The sequence below is a fragment of the Actinopolyspora mortivallis genome (assembly GCF_003001495.1).
GTDB classification, from domain to species: Bacteria; Actinomycetota; Actinomycetes; order Mycobacteriales; family Pseudonocardiaceae; genus Actinopolyspora; species Actinopolyspora mortivallis_A.
The window spans coordinates 22095-38440 of record NZ_PVSR01000004.1; the positions used below are offsets into that span (position 1 = coordinate 22095).

The following is a 16346-nucleotide window of genomic DNA, read 5'->3' on the forward strand; positions in this document are numbered from 1 at the left end:
GATATCCGGCCTTCCCCGCGAACGTCCCCACCCGTGGTGTGGGGTCGTTCCACCGACCGCGCGGCCCCTCGGTCAGGGCGGCGTTCCGGACGTACTTCCCGGCAGGACACCACCCGGGTGGCCCCGGCACATCCGGTGTCCCGGGGCCATCGCCTCGGCCGGGACCCCGACCCCGTTCCCGGCACGAGTCCTCGTGCCCCGACCGGACACGGGGATCAGCGAGCAGACCGGGCTGCGGTGCCCGTGGAGCACCGGAGTCCGGAGAGGACAAGGATCCGATGGAAAAGGAGTGGCAATGTTGCCCATCCGTATCGTCTGCAGGCTCAACCGTCAGGAACCGCCCTATGCGGGCAGTGGGATACGCCTGGGGATCTTCCAGGCCGAAACCAGGGTCGGAACGCCGGAGGCGGTGGAGGCCAACCTGCAACGGATGCACGAGGCGCTCCGGGTGGCGGCGTCGTACCGCTGTCAACTGGTCGTCTTCCCCGAGTGTTACGTGACCGGCTACGCGCTCTCCCCGGAGGAGTGCGCACGGCTGGCCGAACCCAGCTCGGGGCCCACCGTCACCACGGCGTGCGAGCTGTCCCGCAGCCACGGCACCGCGATAGCACTACCTTATGTGGAACGGTCCCGCTCCGGAGCCGTGCACGACTCGATCGCGCTGGTCTCCGAGGGCGAGCTGGTGGCCAACTACCGCAAGACCCACCTGTACGGAGCGGCGGAACGCGCCAACTTCACCGCGGGAAGCGAACTGCCGCCCGTGTCGAAGATCAACCAGTACCCGGTCGGCCTGCTGAACTGCTACGAGTGCGAGTTCCCTCCGCTCTACCAGAGCCTGGTGCAGCGGGGAGCCGGTCTCATAGTCGGCCCCACCGCCGCCGACCAGCATTTCGTGCTGCACGACGGCACACCGACCCAGGTTCCCTACCCGGACGCGACCGCACACATCATCCCCGCGATGGCCTCGGTCTGGCGGGTCTTCGTGGCCTATGCCAACCGACGCGGCTGGGAGAGCACCGAGCGGGGGAACTGGCAGTACCGCGGGAACTCGGGGGTGTGGGCCCCGGACGGCAGCACGTTGATGGCGGCGGGCCCCGAGGAGCAGTCCGTCGACTCACTGCTGGTCGGTGACTGCGTCCCCGACGAGATTCCGCCCTTCAGTCCGGAGGGGGACCACTTCAGCGATCTCCGGATGCCGTTGCGGGACGAGCTGTTGCCGACCACATGATCCCGTGACGCTCCTCGACGGGGAAAGTACCGGCGATCCCGCCGATCCCCGCGACACGAGCGAACCGCGGAGCCGCCCGGCTTTCGCGCGGGGCACGCGGTGGTGTGTCTCGGCGCGCCGACGCCGAGGCACCCGTGCCCACCCGTACCGGACGGTACGGGGAAAGCCGGCGATCACTGCCGTTTGGCGAGCACGGTGGCCATCGGGGCGGTTTCGACCCCCGCCTCCTCGAAACGGGACCGGATGGTCTCGGCGATTTCCGCCGCGTTCGGCCGGTCGCCGTGCACACAGATCGTGTCGGCGTCCACGTCGAGAGTCCGCCCGTTCATCGAGACGAGCTCCCCCCGCAGTATCGCCATCGCCTGTTCGGCGCACTGCTGGGGGGACTTGGCCCGGGGAACAGGTTCGATGACGATGTGCCCGTTGTCGTCGTAGTCCAGGTCGGCGAAGGCCTCGCGCACCACCGGGTAACCGTTGTCCCAGACCCGTTGCGCAGTGGGCCCGGCCAGCAGCACGACGTTGGTGTCCGGTGCCGCGGTGGCCACCGCGTCGACCACGGCGTCGGCCACCGACTCGTCCCGCAGGGTCAGTCCGTACAGTGCCCCGTGCGGCTTGACGTGGTTGACGGGAACTCCCACGTGGTCGGCGATTCCGCGCAGCGCCCCGAACTGGTACAGGCAGGCCTCGGCCGCCTCCTTCGGGGTGAGCGCCATGGCCCTCCTGCCGAAACCGGCCAGGTCCGGCAGCCCCGGATGGGCTCCCACGGACACCCCGGCCTCGCGCGCCAGTGAGAGTGTCCGGTGCATCGTGGCCGGATCGCCGGCATGCCATCCACACGCGATGTTCACCGAGGTGACGAGCGGAATCAGCTGCTCGTCGGACCCCAGCGTCCAGCGCCCGAAGCTCTCTCCCGCGTCCGCGTTGAGATCCACCAGCGTCCGCACTCCCCACCTCCTGGCGCGTGATACCGGTCACAAACACTCTACTTCATGTTGACACGTCACGCAGAAGGACGTTGCCGCCCGACGCGGGATCGTTCACTCTGTCCCTCGAACGTGCGAACTCCGTAGCGGGACGTCCTGCACCATCACTCCGTGCGGTGCATGCTCGTGACCACGGGACAGATCGCAGCAAGCCCTGGAGGTCGATATGGCGGAAACACAGGTACGACTGCCAGAGGCCCGCTACGAGTTCGGCGGGGACGAGTTCGTCTTCGTCGAGTTGGACCGGGAAATGAGCCTGCACGCCAACTTCAAGGCCATGGCCATAACCGGGGCTCTGCGCGAGGAGAACATAGCGGGGATCGTCGACATCTGCCCGTCCAACGCCTCCTATCTGGTCAGGCTCGACCCGGAGAAACTGCATCCGAACGATCTGGTCACCGAACTGCGCAGGCTGGAGCACTCGGCGGGCGACCTGGACGAGGACCTGGTGATCAACACCAGGATCGTGGACGTGCCGGTGCTGTTCGACGACCCCTGGACCAGGGAGACCCTGCTGCGTTTCCGGGAGAACCACCAGGACCCCAACGTCACCGACCTGGAGTACGCCGCCCGGATCAACGGGTTCTCCGAGGTGGAGGAACTGATCGAGGCGATCGGCAGTGCCCCTTTCATCGTGACCATGCTCGGGTTCGTGCCCGGCCTGCCCTTCTGCTACCAGATGGTCCCGAGGAGCAGGCAGATCGAGGTTCCCAAGTACGTGCGTCCGCGCACCGACACTCCCGAACGGGCCTTCGGATACGGCGGGGCCTTCGCCGTGGTCTACCCGGTCCGCGGCGCGGGCGGGTACCAGCTGTTCGGAATCGCCCCCGCCCCGGTGTTCGACAACTCCCGGAGTCTGCCCGACTTCCACGACCGCATCGCGTTCCCGCGCCCCAGCGACATTCTGCGTTACCGCCCCATCGACCGGAACGAGTACGACCGGCTCCGGTCGGAGGTGGAGGCGGGCACCTTCCGCTACCGCATCCGCGACGTGGAGTTCTCCCCCACCGCGTTCCTGAAGGATCCGGACGCGGTCAACCACGATCTGCTCGAGGAGTTGTACCGATGAACGAAGTACTAGTCCGTTCGGGAGGGTTGTACACCACGGTCCAGGACGCGGGGCGGGACGGGTACTACGCGATCGGGATGCCGCCGTCCGGCGCCATGGACCGCTACTCCTTCGTGGCCGCGAACATGCTCGTGGGCAACCCGGACTCGGCCGCGGTGCTGGAGGCGACCTACTTGGGCCCCGAGCTGGAGTTCACCGATCCGCGCACGGTCGCGGTGACCGGGGCGCGGGCCCGGGTCACCGTCAACGGCGATCCGGTTCCCCAGTGGACGAGTCTGCGGGTGGCTCCCGGGGACGTGCTGGGCTTCGGCGCGCTCAGTGCCGGGGCACGCCCCTATGTCGCGGTCAGCGGGGGGATCGACGTTCCCGAGTACCTGAACTCGCGTTCCACCTACAAGCTCACCGGAATAGGCGGCTTCGAGGGCAGGGCGCTGGCCGAGGGCGACCGTCTCCCCCTCGGGGGCCTCCAGGCTCCTCCACGGGACGGGCTCGCCGTTCCCGAGGAGTTCCTCCCCGAGTTCCCGGAGGTGGTCCAGCTGCGTCTCGTGGTCGGGCTGTGCTCCTACCGGCTCACCGAGCGTTCCCTGGAGTCCTTCCTGGACACCACGTGGAAGGTGACCAAGGACGCCGACCGCATCGGCTATCGGCTGCGGGGCGGCACGATCGAGTTCGTCGAACGGGAGCAGCCCTTCGGAGCGGGCAGCGACCCGGCCAACGTCGTGGATCTCGGCTACCCGATCGGGTCGGTGCAGATCCCCGGTGGGAACGAGCCGATCATCCTGCTCAACGACGCGGTCACCGGCGGCGGCTACGCGACGGTGGGCACCGTCGTCTCGGCCGACCGCGACCGTGTCGCGCAAACCGGAACCGGTGGTCACGTGCGGTTCACTCCCGTGGACGTCGACGCCGCCGTGCAGGCCAGGCTGGACCGCGAGACGCGGCTGTCCAAGCTCCGCGCGGTCCTGGGCAGGTGAAACGGGGACCGGCTCGCGGAGGGTGCCGCTCCGTGGTCGGTCCCGAAGGGGCGCAGGGGTCTTTCCGACCGGTGGGGTCGGGGGACCACTGGCGGTTCCCTCGGTCCCGCCGGAGTCCCGGCGGTCAGGGTGCAACGGCCCACCAGGGCCACTCGTCGAAGGAGGTTGTCATGTCCACGATGAACGCACAGCTACCCGGTGTGTTCTACCGACGTCCCACGCCGGACCACGCTCCCTTCGTGGAGGTGGGTGGGAAGGTCGAGCCCGGACAGACGATCGCCCTGATCGAAGTGATGAAAACCTACAACGAGGTCAAGGCGGACCGTTCGGGAACCGTCAGCAGGATCCTGCTCGACGACGGCGACGAGGTCGAGGCCGGACAGGGCATTGTCGAGGTCGATGAGGTATGAGCGGGCGCGGAAGAATCCTGGTGGCCAACCGCGGCGAGATCGCGGTGCGTGTCGTACGGGCCTGCCACGCGGCGGGTCATGAGGCGGTCGCGGTCTACTCGGACGCGGACAAGAACGCCCGCTGGGTGGAGCTGGCCGACGAGGCCGTCCACATCGGTGGCTCGCCCGCCGCCAAGTCCTACCTCAACACCGACGCGATCCTCGAGGCGGCCAAGTATTCCGAGGTGGACGCGGTTCATCCGGGTTACGGTTTCCTGTCCGAGAACGCCGCCTTCGCCCGCGCCGTCACGGCCGCCGGTTTCACCTTCGTCGGACCTCCGCCCGAGGTGATCGAGCTGATGGGGGACAAGGCGAGCGCGCGCACGGCCGCCACCGCCGCCGGGGTTCCGGTGGTCCCCGGCAGCAGGCCGGTCGCCGACACGGCGGACGCGCTGCGGGTGGCCGAGGAGATCGGGTATCCGATCCTGGTGAAGGCGGCCGCCGGAGGGGGCGGACGCGGGATCCGTCCGGTGCGGGACAGGGCCCAGCTGGAGGAGGTCTTCGCCGGGGCCTGCGCCGAGGCCCAGTCGGCGTTCGGGGACGGGACCGCCTACCTGGAACGCGCGTTGCCCGGGGCCAGGCACGTCGAGGTGCAGCTGCTGGCCGACGAGCACGGCGGAATGGTGCACCTGTTCGAGCGGGACTGCTCGGTGCAGCGGCGCAGACAGAAGCTGTTGGAGGAGGCTCCCGCCCCGGAACTGCCCGAGAGCACCAGGCGGGAACTGGGCGAGGCGGCCAGGCTGTTGGGCAACCACGTGGGTTACCGCAACGCGGGCACGGTCGAGTTCCTCGTCGCCCCGGACGGCGAGTTCTACTTCATCGAGATGAACACACGGGTCCAGGTGGAGCACCCGATCACCGAGGCGATCACCGGTGTGGACCTGGTGGCCGAGCAGCTTCGTGTCGCCGAGGGGCAACGGCTGTCCCTGTCCCAGGAGTCGGTCTCCCACCGGGGGGCCGCCGTGGAGCTGCGGATCAACGCCGAGGATCCGGACAACGACTTCACCCCCACACCGGGCGAGATCACCGCCTTCGACCAGCCGGGAGGACCGGGGGTGCGGGTGGACACCGCGCTCACCCGGGGGGACCGGATCAGTCCCTTCTACGACTCGCTGATCGCGAAGCTGGTCTGTTGGGGAGCCGACCGGAACCAGGCCTACGCCCGTGCCGGGCAGGCGCTCCGGGAGTTCCGCATCGAGGGGGTGGCGAGCACGATCCCGCTGCACCGGAGGCTGGTCGAGGACCCGGAGCTGCTCGCGGGGCCGGTGCACACCACCTGGCTCGAGGAGAGGTCCTGAGGTGGTCGACCCCACACCGCGGGTGATGGGGCCGTCACCGGGTTCTTCCCTGGCGGGGACCGGCGGAGCGGTCAGGAACCGTGCCGGGTGTGCGGGAGGGGGTGCTGGCGTTCCAGGGCGCTCGGGTGGAGGTGACCCACGCGGTGTACCGCCTCGTCGAGGAACTGGGCGACGTGGTTGTCGTAGAGCGAGTACACCACGGCTCTGCCGGCGCGGTTGCCCTTCACCAGCCACAGCGAGCGGAGCACGCGCAGTTGGTGGGAGACGGCGGACTGTCCCATCCCGACGGCTTCGGCCAGCTGGGTGACCGAACGGGCTCCCCTGCGCAGCTCGCTGAGGATCAGCAGACGGGAGGGAGTGGCCAGCGCCTGGAGCGTTTCGGCGACGGAAACGGCCGACTCGTGGTCCAGGCGTGCGGCCGGCGCGGTCGCTTCACCGAGTCCGTGACCCATGGCGGGCAGTCTATCCGAGCAGCCGACCAGCGAAGCGCGCAGCGCTGCGCCTTCCGTGCCCACGACCGCTTCCGTGACGTCCGGCACGTCGTGGCCGGGCCCACGGGGACGGTTTCGCCGGGATCGTCCGTCTCCTCTCCGGGACCTGTCTGGGGAGTTCGGTCACAGTCGATTGCTCCACCCTTGTTCATCGTCCGTCTCCTCTCCGGGACCTGTCTGGGGAGTTCGGTCACAGTCGATTGCTCCACCCTTGTTCTTAGTTAAGGTCACTAATGGAATGGGTCGTGTTCGGTGGGGAGGAATCCGATGACCACGCACTCGGACTGGGACATCGCGACGGGAGTGGGATTCACCGCCCTGGTGGTCGCGGCGGGCCGGGCCGTCGAGAGCGGCAGACCGCACCGGCTGATCGACGACCCCTACGCCGCCGAGCTGGTGCGTGCGGCGGGAACCGGAACCCCCCTGACCACCGATCCTTCCGAGGCGGACCCGGTGATGGCGCACCTGGCCGACCACATGGCCGTGCGCACGCGGTGTCTCGACGACTGGTTCGATCGTGCCTGCTCGGCGGGTGTACGCCAGGCCGTGGTGCTCGCCAGCGGACTCGACACACGGGCCTTTCGCCTGAGCTGGCCGGAGGGGTTCCGACTGTTCGAGATCGACCGCCCCCGGGTGCTGGAGTTCAAGGACTCGGTGCTCTCGGGGCGGCGACCCGCCTGCGAGCGGCGCACGGTCGGCGTGGACCTGCGCGAGGAGTGGTCCGGCGAACTCGAACGGGCCGGCTTCGACAGGACGGTCCCCACGGCCTGGCTCGCCGAGGGACTGCTCCCCTATCTGCCCGCGAGGGCCGAACGCCGCCTGCTGGAGACGGTCCACTCCCTGTCCGCTCCGGGCAGCCGCGTGGCGGTCGAGCAGCTTCGGCGGATCGACCTGACGGGCGACGTGGTGCCGAAACTGCCCACCACCGAGTGGGGCGTGGACCTCACCGCGCTGTTCGCTCCCGAGGACAAGCCCGACCCGGCCGGGTTGTTGGGCGAGCTCGGTTGGCGAACGAGCCGACGGGATCTTCCCCGCATCGCCGCCTCCTACGACAGGAGGCTCCCCTCCGAGGAGACCTTGGCCCCGCTCACGGGGAACACGGCGATGCTGTGCGCCGAGCTGCCCGAGTGACCACCCGGTCGTCCCTCGCCCCGGGGTGGTGAAACCCGGCGGGAGCAGGTCAGGAGACGTCCAGTTCGACGTCGACATTGCCCCGCACGGCGTTGGAGTAGGGGCACACGCCGTCGGCGGCGCGGACCAGTTCGAGAGCCCGCTCGCGGTCCGTTCCCGGGATCTCGACCAGCAACGTCACGGACAGGCCGTACCCGCCCGAACCGTCTGCCCCGATGCCCACGCGGGCGGTGACCGCGGAACCCTCGACGCTGACCTTCTCGCGTCGGGCCACCAGCTGCAGGGCGCTGTGGAAGCAGGCCGCGTAGCCGGCGGCGAACAGTTGTTCGGGGTTGGTGCCCTCACCGCCCGCTCCGCCGAGTTCGCGGGGAACGGACAGACCGAGGTCCAGCACCCCGTCGGAGGACCTGGTGTGCCCGTTCCGTCCCGCCCCGGTGGCGGTGGCCTCGGCCGTGTAGGAGGTCGTCATGGTGTGACTCCTTCTTCCCTCAACTTTCACTTTCTCCAATATAGTAGCCTAAAACTAAGTTTTGCACAATCTTTTTGGGTAGGGGCACCCGGAACCGGCGAAGCGAGGATCCCCGTCCCGCCGCCTCCCCGGAGGAGACGACGGGACAGGGCCGATCAGTACTGCTCGATCCGGCCCACCGAGGTCACCCGAACCACGGCCACCCCGGCCTCGTCGGAGGCGGGCAGGTCCACCTCGGCGCTGATGCCCCAGTCGTGGTCACCCTCGGGGTCGTCGAAGATCTGCCGCACCAACCAGCGGTCGGACTCCTCGGTGACCATGAACAGCGCCGGCCCCCGCGCGTCGGCTCCGGTACCGAGCTCGTCGTACTCGGCGAAGTAGTCGTCCATGGCGGCCCGCCAGTCCTCGGCGGTGAACCCGCCCTCCGCGTCGAGTTCGCCCAGTTCCTCGTAGCGCTCCCGCGCGGCCAGCTCGACCCGTCGGAACAGGGCGTTGCGCACCTGCACCCGGAAGGCCCGCCTGTTCTCGGTGAGTCGTCCCGGCCCCTCATCGGCGGGTTCCTCCGCGCCGGCCTGCGCGGCCGGGTTACGCAGCCGCTCCCACTCGTCGAGCAGGCTGGAGTCCACCTGGCGCACCAGCTCACCGAGCCATTCGATGATGTCGCCGAGTTCCTCGCTCTTGGCGTCGTCGGGCACGGTGTGCCGCAGCGCCTTGTACACGTCGGCCAGGTACCGCAGCACGAGGCCCTCCGAGCGGGCCAACCCGTAGTGGTTGACGAACTCGACGAAGTTCATCGCCCGCTCGTACATGTCCCGGGCCACCGACTTCGGCGACACCTCGTGCTCGGAGACCCAGGGGTGCCCCTGCCGGTAGGTCTCGTAGGCGGCCTCCAGCATCTCGGCCAGCGGTTGGGGATGGGTGATCTCCTCGATCATCTCCATCCGCTGCTCGTACTCGATGCCCTCGGCCTTCATCCGGGCGATGGCCTCGCCGCGCTCCTTGGCCTGCTGGGCGCTCAGCACCTGGCGGGGGTCGTCGAGGGTGGACTCGATGACGGAGAGCACGTCGAGCGCGTAGCTCGGCGAGGCCGGGTCGAGCAGTTCGATGGCGGCCAACGCGAACGGCGACAGCGGCTGGTTGAGCGCGAAGTCGAACTGCAGGTCCATGGTCAGCCGGACGAGCCTGCCCTGCTCGTCGGGCTCCTCCAGCTGTTCGACCACGCCGGCCGCCAACAGGGCGCGGTAGATCGCGATGGCACGCAGCATGTGCTTGCGCTGGGCCGGACGGCTCTCGTGGTTGTCGGTGAGCAGCCGGCGCATCGCCGCGTAGGTGTCCCCCGGCCTGCTGATCACGTTGAGCAGCATGGCGTGGGTGACGGTGAAACTGGAGGTCAACGGCTCGGGTTCGGCCTCGACCAGCTTGTTGAAGGTCTTCTCGCTCCAGGAGACGAACCCGTCGGGAGGTTTCTTCTTGGACACCTTGCGGCGTTTCTTGGGGTCGTCACCCGCCTTGGCCAGGGCCCGCTCGTTCTCGATGACGTGTTCGGGTGCCTGCACCACCACGTAGCCGTCGGTGTCGTAGCCCGCGCGTCCGGCCCGGCCCGCCACCTGGTGGAACTCCCTGGCCTTGAGGTGGCGGGTGCGGGTGCCGTCGAACTTGGTCAGCCCTGTCAGCAGCACGGTGCGGATGGGGACGTTGATGCCCACGCCGAGGGTGTCGGTGCCGCAGATGACCTTGAGCAGCCCCGCCTGGGCGAGCTGCTCGACCAGCCGCCGGTACCGCGGCAGCATCCCGGCGTGGTGCACGCCGATCCCGTGGCGGATCAGTCGGGAGAGGGTCTTGCCGAAACCGGCCGTGAACCGGAACCCGTCGAGCTTGGCGGCGATGGCGTCGCGCTCGGCCCTGCTGGCCACGTTCATGCTCACCAGCGCCTGGGCCTGCTCCACGGCCGAGGCCTGGTTGAAGTAGACCACGTAGATGGGGGCCTGGTGGCCGCCCAGCAGCTCCTCGATGGTCTCGTGCAGCGGGGTCATCGCGTAGCGGAAGGTCAGCGGAACCGGGCGCTCGGCGGAGCTGACCACGGCGGTCTCCCGGCCGGTGCGGCGGGTGAGGTCGTCCCGGAAACCGGTGACGTCGCCGAGGGTGGCCGACATCAGCACGAACTGGGCCTGGGGCAGTTCCAGCAGCGGAACCTGCCACGCCCAGCCGCGCTGCGGCTCGGAGTAGAAGTGGAACTCGTCCATGATCACCTGGCCGACCTCGGCGCGGTCGCCGTCACGCAGCGCGATGTTGGCCAGGATCTCGGCGGTGCAGCAGATGATCGGGGCGTCCGGGTTGACGCTGCTGTCGCCGGTCAGCATCCCCACGTTGTCCGCGCCGAAGGTGTCGACGAGCGAGAAGAACTTCTCGGACACCAGCGCCTTGATGGGCGCGGTGTAGAAGCTGCGTTGCTTCGTCGCCAGGGCCGCGAAGTGCGCCCCCACCGCGATCAGACTCTTTCCCGAGCCCGTGGGGGTGCTGACGATCACGTTGGATCCGGACACCACCTCCATCAGCGCCTCTTCCTGCGCCGAGTAGAGCTCGTAGCCCTGTTCACCGGTCCAGAGCCTGAAACTCTCGAACAGGGTGTCCGCGTCCGTGTACGGAGCCGGGGGAAGCAGGTCGATAAGCGTCATCTCGTCTCCATCTTCCCTGTTCAGCTTCCGTGGTGGGCACGTGGGGTCACCCACACCCGTTCGGCCGATGATCGGCCTCCTTCCCGCCCTCGGGGCGATAGGCTCGTGCGCGTCGAGAACGCACGGGGACGACGGAACGGACGATGACCACGGTTCGGTGCAGTTACTGGGAGTTCGGCGCGGTGGTGCGCCACGAGAGGCAACGTCACGAGGCCGGGCTGGTGCGCGGGGTGCTCGGCCGCAGGAAGTTCGTGGTTCCCTCCTTCGTGACCTCGCGCAACAGTGGCCTGGAGGAACCGGCGGACCCGGATGCCGTGCTGGCCGAGGCGGAGCGCGGTATCCGGCGGCGCGGGTGGATCGAGGAGGACGGCCAACTGGCCGACCAGCCCTACGAGTTCGTCACCGCCCTGGTGCACGGCTCCTCCTGCGGTTTCCTCCAGATCGGCGATCCCGACGCCGACGAGGTGCGCGTGGTGGTCGCGGTGCAGCAGGGGCTGGCCTTCCGGATCTGGATGTGTCGGGACGAGGTGGTCATCGACGAGGTCCGCGCGGCCGACGCGTGGAAGGCGCTGGCGGCGTACCTGCCGTCGGCGGAACCCGCCGAGGGCAGGCCGGTGACGGTGCCGAGTTCCCTGCTGGCCGAGGTCGCCGAGGCCACCGACGGCCCCGGGGAGCACCACCTGCGCATGGCGCAGGCGCTCCGCGAGCGCGGTGTTCCCGCCGAGCGGGCCAGGGACCTGGGCGAGTACAACCGGATGGTCGACCGCACGACGATGCAGATCGCGGTGGCGGCACGGGACACGCGCGGTGCGCTGCACATCGGCCCCAGGGCGATCAACCTGCACCACGCGCCCTCCGGCCGGGTGGCGATCGTGCGCCAGCCGCCGGACGGCTCCAACACCACGGTCGGCCCCGCCGACCTGGCCACGGTCGCCGACACCACGGACCGGCTCGTGCGGGAGCTGCACGAGGACCTCGGGGACGAGTGAGCGCACCGCCGCGCGGGCCCGCCCCTTGGGGACGCACGGGGCCGGGCCCGTGCGGAGCACGGTCCTTTTTCGGTCATTGTGGACCACGGCCGCCGGCGTGTGTGCGAGGATTCTCCCCCGATCACGGAGATGTGCGAGCACGTGTACCGAACGGAGGGGGCACGGATGGGTCTTTTCGGGTGGTTCTTCGGCTCGAACGAGCAGGGGGGCAACGCTCGGGCCGCGTTCGACCACAGGAAGATCTACGACGAAGTACAAAATGGTCCTGGAATCTCACCAGCTTCCCAAGCTGCCGGAGAGTGGCAGCAGCGGGTCAGCAAGGCCTTCGAGGAGGCGCACTCCGAGCTGGAGGCGGTGCTGAAGGACTCCCAGGTGGCCATGCGGGGCGCCGCCGGTGACCGGATGCGCAAGAGCGTTGAACCTCTAAAGAAAGCCACCGACGAATCAATCCAGGTATCTAAGCAAGTAGGCTCCGTTGTGGAAGGACAGGCCCAGGGTTCCGCCGACTTCAAGAACAGCTTCCCCAAGCCCTACGACGTCCCCTCGGCGAACATCGGCTGGTCCGACTACCTGAGCCCGACCTCCTACGCGCTCAAGTCCGGGGTGCACGCGGCCCACGAGCAGCAGCGTGACGAGGTCGAGGCCGAGGCCCGGCGCCAGTACGAGAGCTACACCCAGGCCAGCAACGACCGGGTCAGCGGTATCCAGCGGTTCTCCCCGGTGCCCTCGTTCTCCGGGGACGTCCGCGCGGCGGAGGCGAACCCGGTGGGCAGGATCGACCCGAGCATGAGCGGCGGCGGGTCCGGGGGTGGCTCCGGTGTCGGTTCGGGCGGCACCTACCGCACCTCGGACGGTTTCGGTTCCGCCGCCGGGGCCGGGGGTTCCGGAACCGGAGGTGTCGGCTCCGGAACCGGTTCCGCCGGGAGTTCCGTGCCGCCCGCCGCGGGCAGCGGTTCGGCGTGGACTCCTCCTCCCTCCACCGGGGGCCCTGCTCCGACTCCGACACCGGCACCGGGATCCGGGGGCGGGCCCGGAGGTGGCTCCGGCGGCGGTGTCGGCGTCGTCGGCGGCCCGGACGGATCCGGGGGAGGCCGTGGCGGACCGGGGACCGGGGGACGCGCGGGCTCCGGGTCCGGTGTGCGCGGCGGCTCCGGACCCCGGGGTGGTTACGGCGCCGGGTCCGGAACGGGGTCCGGCCGGGGAACGCTCGGTCCGGGTGGCCGCGCCGGGGTCGGTTCGTTCGGTTCCGGTGGGACGTCCTCGGGTGCGGCGGGAGGTGCCTCCGCCGCTCGCGGAGGGTCCGCGATGGGACCGGCCGGTGCCGGTCGCGGGGCGGGCCGAAACGGCGAGGAGGACGCCGAGCACGAGACCAAGTACGTGCTGCCCACCGACGAGGCGTGGGAGGACCTGGGCATCCCCCGCACCGCCCCGGCGGTGATCGGCGGGGACCTCGAACCGCCCCGCGACTCCTCCGACGAGCAGCGCCGCTGAGCAGACGGGCGGTCGGGAGGAGACGGTGTCTCCTCCTCGGGTGACCGTGGCCGGGTGTTCGTGGTGGCCCGCGAGCACCCGGCCGGACGGGCCGCTCCGGCGTTCCGGGGGCTGGCCGGTTGTGGTTATGTGGTCGGCCGCACGCGGCCGGTGCGGACCTGCTCGGCACACCAGCCACACACCGGCCGCCGGTCGACGCCGGTGATCTCTCCCGGCAGCGCCAGCACCCCGCACAGCGCGGCGATCCGGCCACGGGAGTCCGGACGCGCACCCACCGGCACCACGTGCCCGTGATGGGCCATCCCCGCCCAGTAGCCCTCCACGAGCCGCCCACCGCCGCGGCGCTGCCCGGCGGCCTCAGCACTCACCACAGTGCCCGTCGACAGGGTGTGCGACCCAGACCAGCACCACGTCCCGGATCAGGGCGAACATCTCCCGAGCACCCACACCCGAGTCACAGTGCGCCACCACCCGCCCGTCGGGCCAGAACACACTGGCGTGCGCACCGATCTCCACACCCCAGGCGAACAACCGCCGCCCGCACTCACCCTCGCGTTCCACCAGAGCGAACAACCGAGGAACCCTCTCGACCGAACCCTCCGGAACCACCGCACCAGCGCACAACTCCGCGCCGTCCCACGGTCCCGAACCCCCCTCCGAGGAGGACACTCCACCGCCCTGCGAACCCACTAGCATCACAACCTCCCGCACTGTGCACACACGCAGACACCCCGCGCAACACACAGCATGCATGTGGGATTGCAGAAAAAATAGTGGGATCCCACATTAACCACTCGATGTGATGACTACGACAAGGAAGATCCTCACTCTGGGAGGTGAAGGATGGGACAGGACAACGGTGAGGTCGTCAACGCCACGGTACGGCGATGGCAGCTCACGGAGACGCTTCGGCAGCTGCGCGAACAGGCGGGGCTGACCATCGACCAAGCTGTCGCAAGGCTCAAGCAGAATTCCGGCAGATGGTCCTCATCCAAGCTCTCGCGCATAGAAACGCGGGAGCAGGGAGTACGCGTCCGAGAGGTCGAGCAACTGCTCGACCTGTACGAGGTGGAGGATGTTCCACTTCGCAACTGGGTGGTCGAACTCGCCGGTACCGCCCACGAACGTGGATACTGGCTCGCTCTGCGCAAGGACCTCCCCGAGGACTTCCACTCCTTCCTCAGCGTGGAGAGCTCGCTGATCGCGCTGCGCCAGTTCGAGACGATGGTCTTTCCCGGACTTCTGCAAACAGCTGACTTCGTCCGGGCCCTCGTCAACGGCGCCGCTCCGGGGCTGTCCGAGGAGATCGTCGAACGACGGGTCGCGGCTCGTTTGGGCCGACAGCGCATCCTCAACAGGGAGCAGCCGTTGCAGTACCACGTCATTCTGGACGAAGCCGTCCTGGAACGCCCCGTGGGTGGTTCCAGAGTCATGCGCACGCAACTTCGCCACCTGCTCGACGAGGCAACCCGGGATCACGTGACCATCCAGATCCTGCCCAAAACGGCGGGAGCCACCCCCGCACTCGACGGGCCGTTCTCACTCCTGACACTGCCCGACCCCATACCGGATTTCGGTTATGCCGAAGGACACGGCGGCGGGGTCTACATCGAGGACCGCTCATCCGTAAGAGACTGTACGTTCAAGTTCGGGATCCTCACAGAACGTTCCTGCTCCCAGGCTGATTCGATAGCTTTGATCGAGCAAGCCCTACAGGGGTACTCCTGATCCGAGGTGAGCACGATGACCAGTCAACTTTTCGGTCCGACAACCGCGTGGCGCAAGAGCAGCCGGTCAGGAAGTGGTGGTCCCGGCGGGGGCAACTGCGTCGAGGTCGCCTTCGGCCCCGGCATCACCGCCGTACGGGACTCCAAGTCCCCCCACGACGGGACACTGACACTCCCCTCCCACACGTGGACGACCTTCCTCACCGCACTGCGCACCGGACACTACGACCACCAAGACCGATAACCCCACGGAACCACCGCCCACCCCACGTCACCGACATCACAACACGAACCCACCCAACCGGCCCACACACACCAAACCGATGTGCCACGATCACCGACCGAGAACCCAGACCACCAGAAAGGAGCACACATGGCCCAGATGACCCCCGACGAAATGCTGCGACTCGGCATGATCATGACACCGTTCAACCCCGTCACCGGAGCAGCACTGATCACCGCCGGCACCGTCGACGGACAACAAACCTTCGAAGTCCAGCCCGACATGCTCCCCAAACTCCTGGCAGGACTGGAGAGGGTACGAACCAAATATGAAGAAGCCCAAAATATTGCCTATGATCTCGCAAGTACTGTCTCCCCTTTCGGGGATGATGTTACAATTGAAACTTTCAGAGAAATAAACAAAAGAGCACAAGGCGGAGAAAATAGCTTGTTCGACACTTCGGCAGATATGATCAAATGGATTGACGACTTTAAATCTGCAGTAGAGCAGGCCATCAACGACACCGAACGCATCGATCAAGCCAACCAGGTGATCTGACCATGCCCCACCACCGCCTCACCCAAATCCTGCTCGCCGCAGCCTGCGCCGCAGCACTGGCAGGTTGCAACGCTGACAGTAACGACACACCAATCACTCCCTCTAACAGGGAAAATAATAATCATCAAAAAAATGACCCATTCTCCCCCGAAAAACCAGTTAAATTGGGCGCCATATCCGATCCATGTAAACTTTTAAACTCAGACCAAATCGAAGCCCTGGGAGCAGGAAAGCCAAATCCATCCGGAAAATCACCCTGGGGGCAAAAAAAGTGCGAATGGCGCAACGACAAGTATAGCATCAGCATATCGCCAGACACGAAACAAGGACACGGACTGCGCTCTACAGCCCGAATATACGGGGATGAAAACAGCGAACCTGATACCGAAATACGAGGGTATCCAGCTATACACGGAGGAAAAACTGACCTCCGATGCAGTGTAAGCGTGGGGACCTCAAACAAAGATATGTTTACCTTACACTTCAATGTCGGCACAAAGGGTCGGGACAATCCCGAGTACTCGGACCCGTGCGCCATGTCGGACAAAATCGCGGGCATGGTCCTGGACAACCTCCCACCCGCCTGACCCC

At 67.9% G+C, this 16346-nt stretch carries 18 protein-coding genes; 12 read left to right on the forward strand and 6 right to left on the reverse strand.

Going from position 1 to position 16346, the window contains the following annotated elements:
* The first annotated feature begins 295 nt into the window (after positions 1-295).
* Positions 296-1228, forward strand: coding sequence for a nitrilase-related carbon-nitrogen hydrolase (locus CEP50_RS05065; RefSeq protein ID WP_106112761.1), 933 nt, complete (start codon positions 296-298; stop codon positions 1226-1228).
* 173 nt (positions 1229-1401) lie between these two features.
* Here the strand turns inward: CEP50_RS05065 and CEP50_RS05070 are convergent, their stop codons facing one another.
* On the reverse strand, positions 1402-2172 hold the full coding sequence (locus CEP50_RS05070) for a LamB/YcsF family protein (protein WP_106112762.1): 771 nt from the start codon (positions 2170-2172) through the stop codon (positions 1402-1404).
* A 205-nt stretch (positions 2173-2377) separates the two neighbouring features.
* Between CEP50_RS05070 and CEP50_RS05075 the strand changes: the two genes are divergently transcribed.
* From CEP50_RS05075 to CEP50_RS05090, 4 genes are all read left to right on the forward strand, one after another.
* A complete protein-coding gene (locus CEP50_RS05075; RefSeq protein WP_106112763.1) occupies positions 2378-3280 on the forward strand; it encodes a 5-oxoprolinase subunit B family protein in 903 nt (300 codons plus the stop codon).
* Positions 3277-4254 carry a 5-oxoprolinase subunit C family protein gene (locus tag CEP50_RS05080; RefSeq protein ID WP_106112764.1) on the forward strand — a complete coding sequence of 326 codons (978 nt, stop codon included), beginning with the start codon at positions 3277-3279 and terminating at the stop codon, positions 4252-4254. The genes CEP50_RS05075 and CEP50_RS05080 overlap by 4 nt, the downstream gene beginning before the upstream one ends.
* Positions 4255-4424: 170 nt before the next feature.
* Positions 4425-4664, forward strand: a complete 240-nt coding sequence (locus tag CEP50_RS05085; protein WP_019854613.1) for an acetyl-CoA carboxylase — start codon at positions 4425-4427, stop codon at positions 4662-4664.
* On the forward strand, positions 4661-6001 hold the full coding sequence (locus CEP50_RS05090; RefSeq protein ID WP_106112765.1) for an acetyl-CoA carboxylase biotin carboxylase subunit: 1341 nt from the start codon (positions 4661-4663) through the stop codon (positions 5999-6001). The genes CEP50_RS05085 and CEP50_RS05090 overlap by 4 nt, the downstream gene beginning before the upstream one ends.
* Before the next feature lie 71 nt (positions 6002-6072).
* Here CEP50_RS05090 and CEP50_RS05095 read toward each other — a convergent pair whose 3' ends face one another.
* Complete coding sequence (locus CEP50_RS05095) at positions 6073-6453, reverse strand: ArsR/SmtB family transcription factor (protein WP_106112766.1); 381 nt, start codon at positions 6451-6453, stop codon at positions 6073-6075.
* 306 nt (positions 6454-6759) lie between these two features.
* On the opposite strand from CEP50_RS05095, the gene CEP50_RS05100 reads away from it, so the two are divergent.
* Positions 6760-7623: an SAM-dependent methyltransferase gene (locus CEP50_RS05100; protein ID WP_106112767.1), complete on the forward strand. Its 864-nt coding sequence runs from the start codon at positions 6760-6762 to the stop codon at positions 7621-7623.
* Between the two features lie 49 nt (positions 7624-7672).
* Here CEP50_RS05100 and CEP50_RS05105 read toward each other — a convergent pair whose 3' ends face one another.
* Together CEP50_RS05105 and CEP50_RS05110 are read right to left on the reverse strand one after the other, a co-directional pair.
* Positions 7673-8092, reverse strand: coding sequence for an organic hydroperoxide resistance protein (locus tag CEP50_RS05105; protein ID WP_106112768.1), 420 nt, complete (start codon positions 8090-8092; stop codon positions 7673-7675).
* Positions 8093-8247: 155 nt separating this feature from the next.
* Positions 8248-10767: a DEAD/DEAH box helicase gene (locus CEP50_RS05110; protein ID WP_106112769.1), complete on the reverse strand. Its 2520-nt coding sequence runs from the start codon at positions 10765-10767 to the stop codon at positions 8248-8250.
* Between the two features lie 143 nt (positions 10768-10910).
* Between CEP50_RS05110 and CEP50_RS05115 the strand changes: the two genes are divergently transcribed.
* Positions 10911-11756 carry an ESX secretion-associated protein EspG gene (locus CEP50_RS05115; RefSeq protein ID WP_106112770.1) on the forward strand — a complete coding sequence of 282 codons (846 nt, stop codon included), beginning with the start codon at positions 10911-10913 and terminating at the stop codon, positions 11754-11756.
* Between the two features lie 165 nt (positions 11757-11921).
* Positions 11922-13247 (forward strand): hypothetical protein, encoded by a 1326-nt coding sequence (locus CEP50_RS05120; protein ID WP_106112900.1) that lies wholly within the window; start codon positions 11922-11924, stop codon positions 13245-13247.
* 125 nt (positions 13248-13372) lie between these two features.
* Here CEP50_RS05120 and CEP50_RS05125 read toward each other — a convergent pair whose 3' ends face one another.
* Together CEP50_RS05125 and CEP50_RS05130 are read right to left on the reverse strand one after the other, a co-directional pair.
* Entirely contained in the window at positions 13373-13615 is a 243-nt protein-coding gene (locus CEP50_RS05125) for a hypothetical protein (protein ID WP_146134743.1), read from the reverse strand.
* Positions 13605-13943, reverse strand: a complete 339-nt coding sequence (locus CEP50_RS05130; RefSeq protein ID WP_146134744.1) for a hypothetical protein — start codon at positions 13941-13943, stop codon at positions 13605-13607. Before CEP50_RS05130 ends, CEP50_RS05125 begins: the two co-directional genes overlap by 11 nt.
* 147 nt (positions 13944-14090) lie before the next feature.
* On the opposite strand from CEP50_RS05130, the gene CEP50_RS05135 reads away from it, so the two are divergent.
* The 4 genes from CEP50_RS05135 to CEP50_RS05150 all read left to right on the forward strand — a co-directional run bounded on the left by CEP50_RS05135 (position 14091) and on the right by CEP50_RS05150 (position 16342).
* Positions 14091-14975, forward strand: coding sequence for a helix-turn-helix domain-containing protein (locus tag CEP50_RS05135; protein WP_106112773.1), 885 nt, complete (start codon positions 14091-14093; stop codon positions 14973-14975).
* 15 nt (positions 14976-14990) lie between these two features.
* Positions 14991-15218: a DUF397 domain-containing protein gene (locus CEP50_RS05140; RefSeq protein ID WP_106112774.1), complete on the forward strand. Its 228-nt coding sequence runs from the start codon at positions 14991-14993 to the stop codon at positions 15216-15218.
* A gap of 129 nt (positions 15219-15347) precedes the next feature.
* Positions 15348-15755 (forward strand): hypothetical protein, encoded by a 408-nt coding sequence (locus CEP50_RS05145; protein WP_106112775.1) that lies wholly within the window; start codon positions 15348-15350, stop codon positions 15753-15755.
* Between the two features lie 2 nt (positions 15756-15757).
* Positions 15758-16342 (forward strand): DUF3558 domain-containing protein, encoded by a 585-nt coding sequence (locus CEP50_RS05150; RefSeq protein WP_106112776.1) that lies wholly within the window; start codon positions 15758-15760, stop codon positions 16340-16342.
* The last annotated feature ends 4 nt before the right edge of the window (positions 16343-16346 follow it).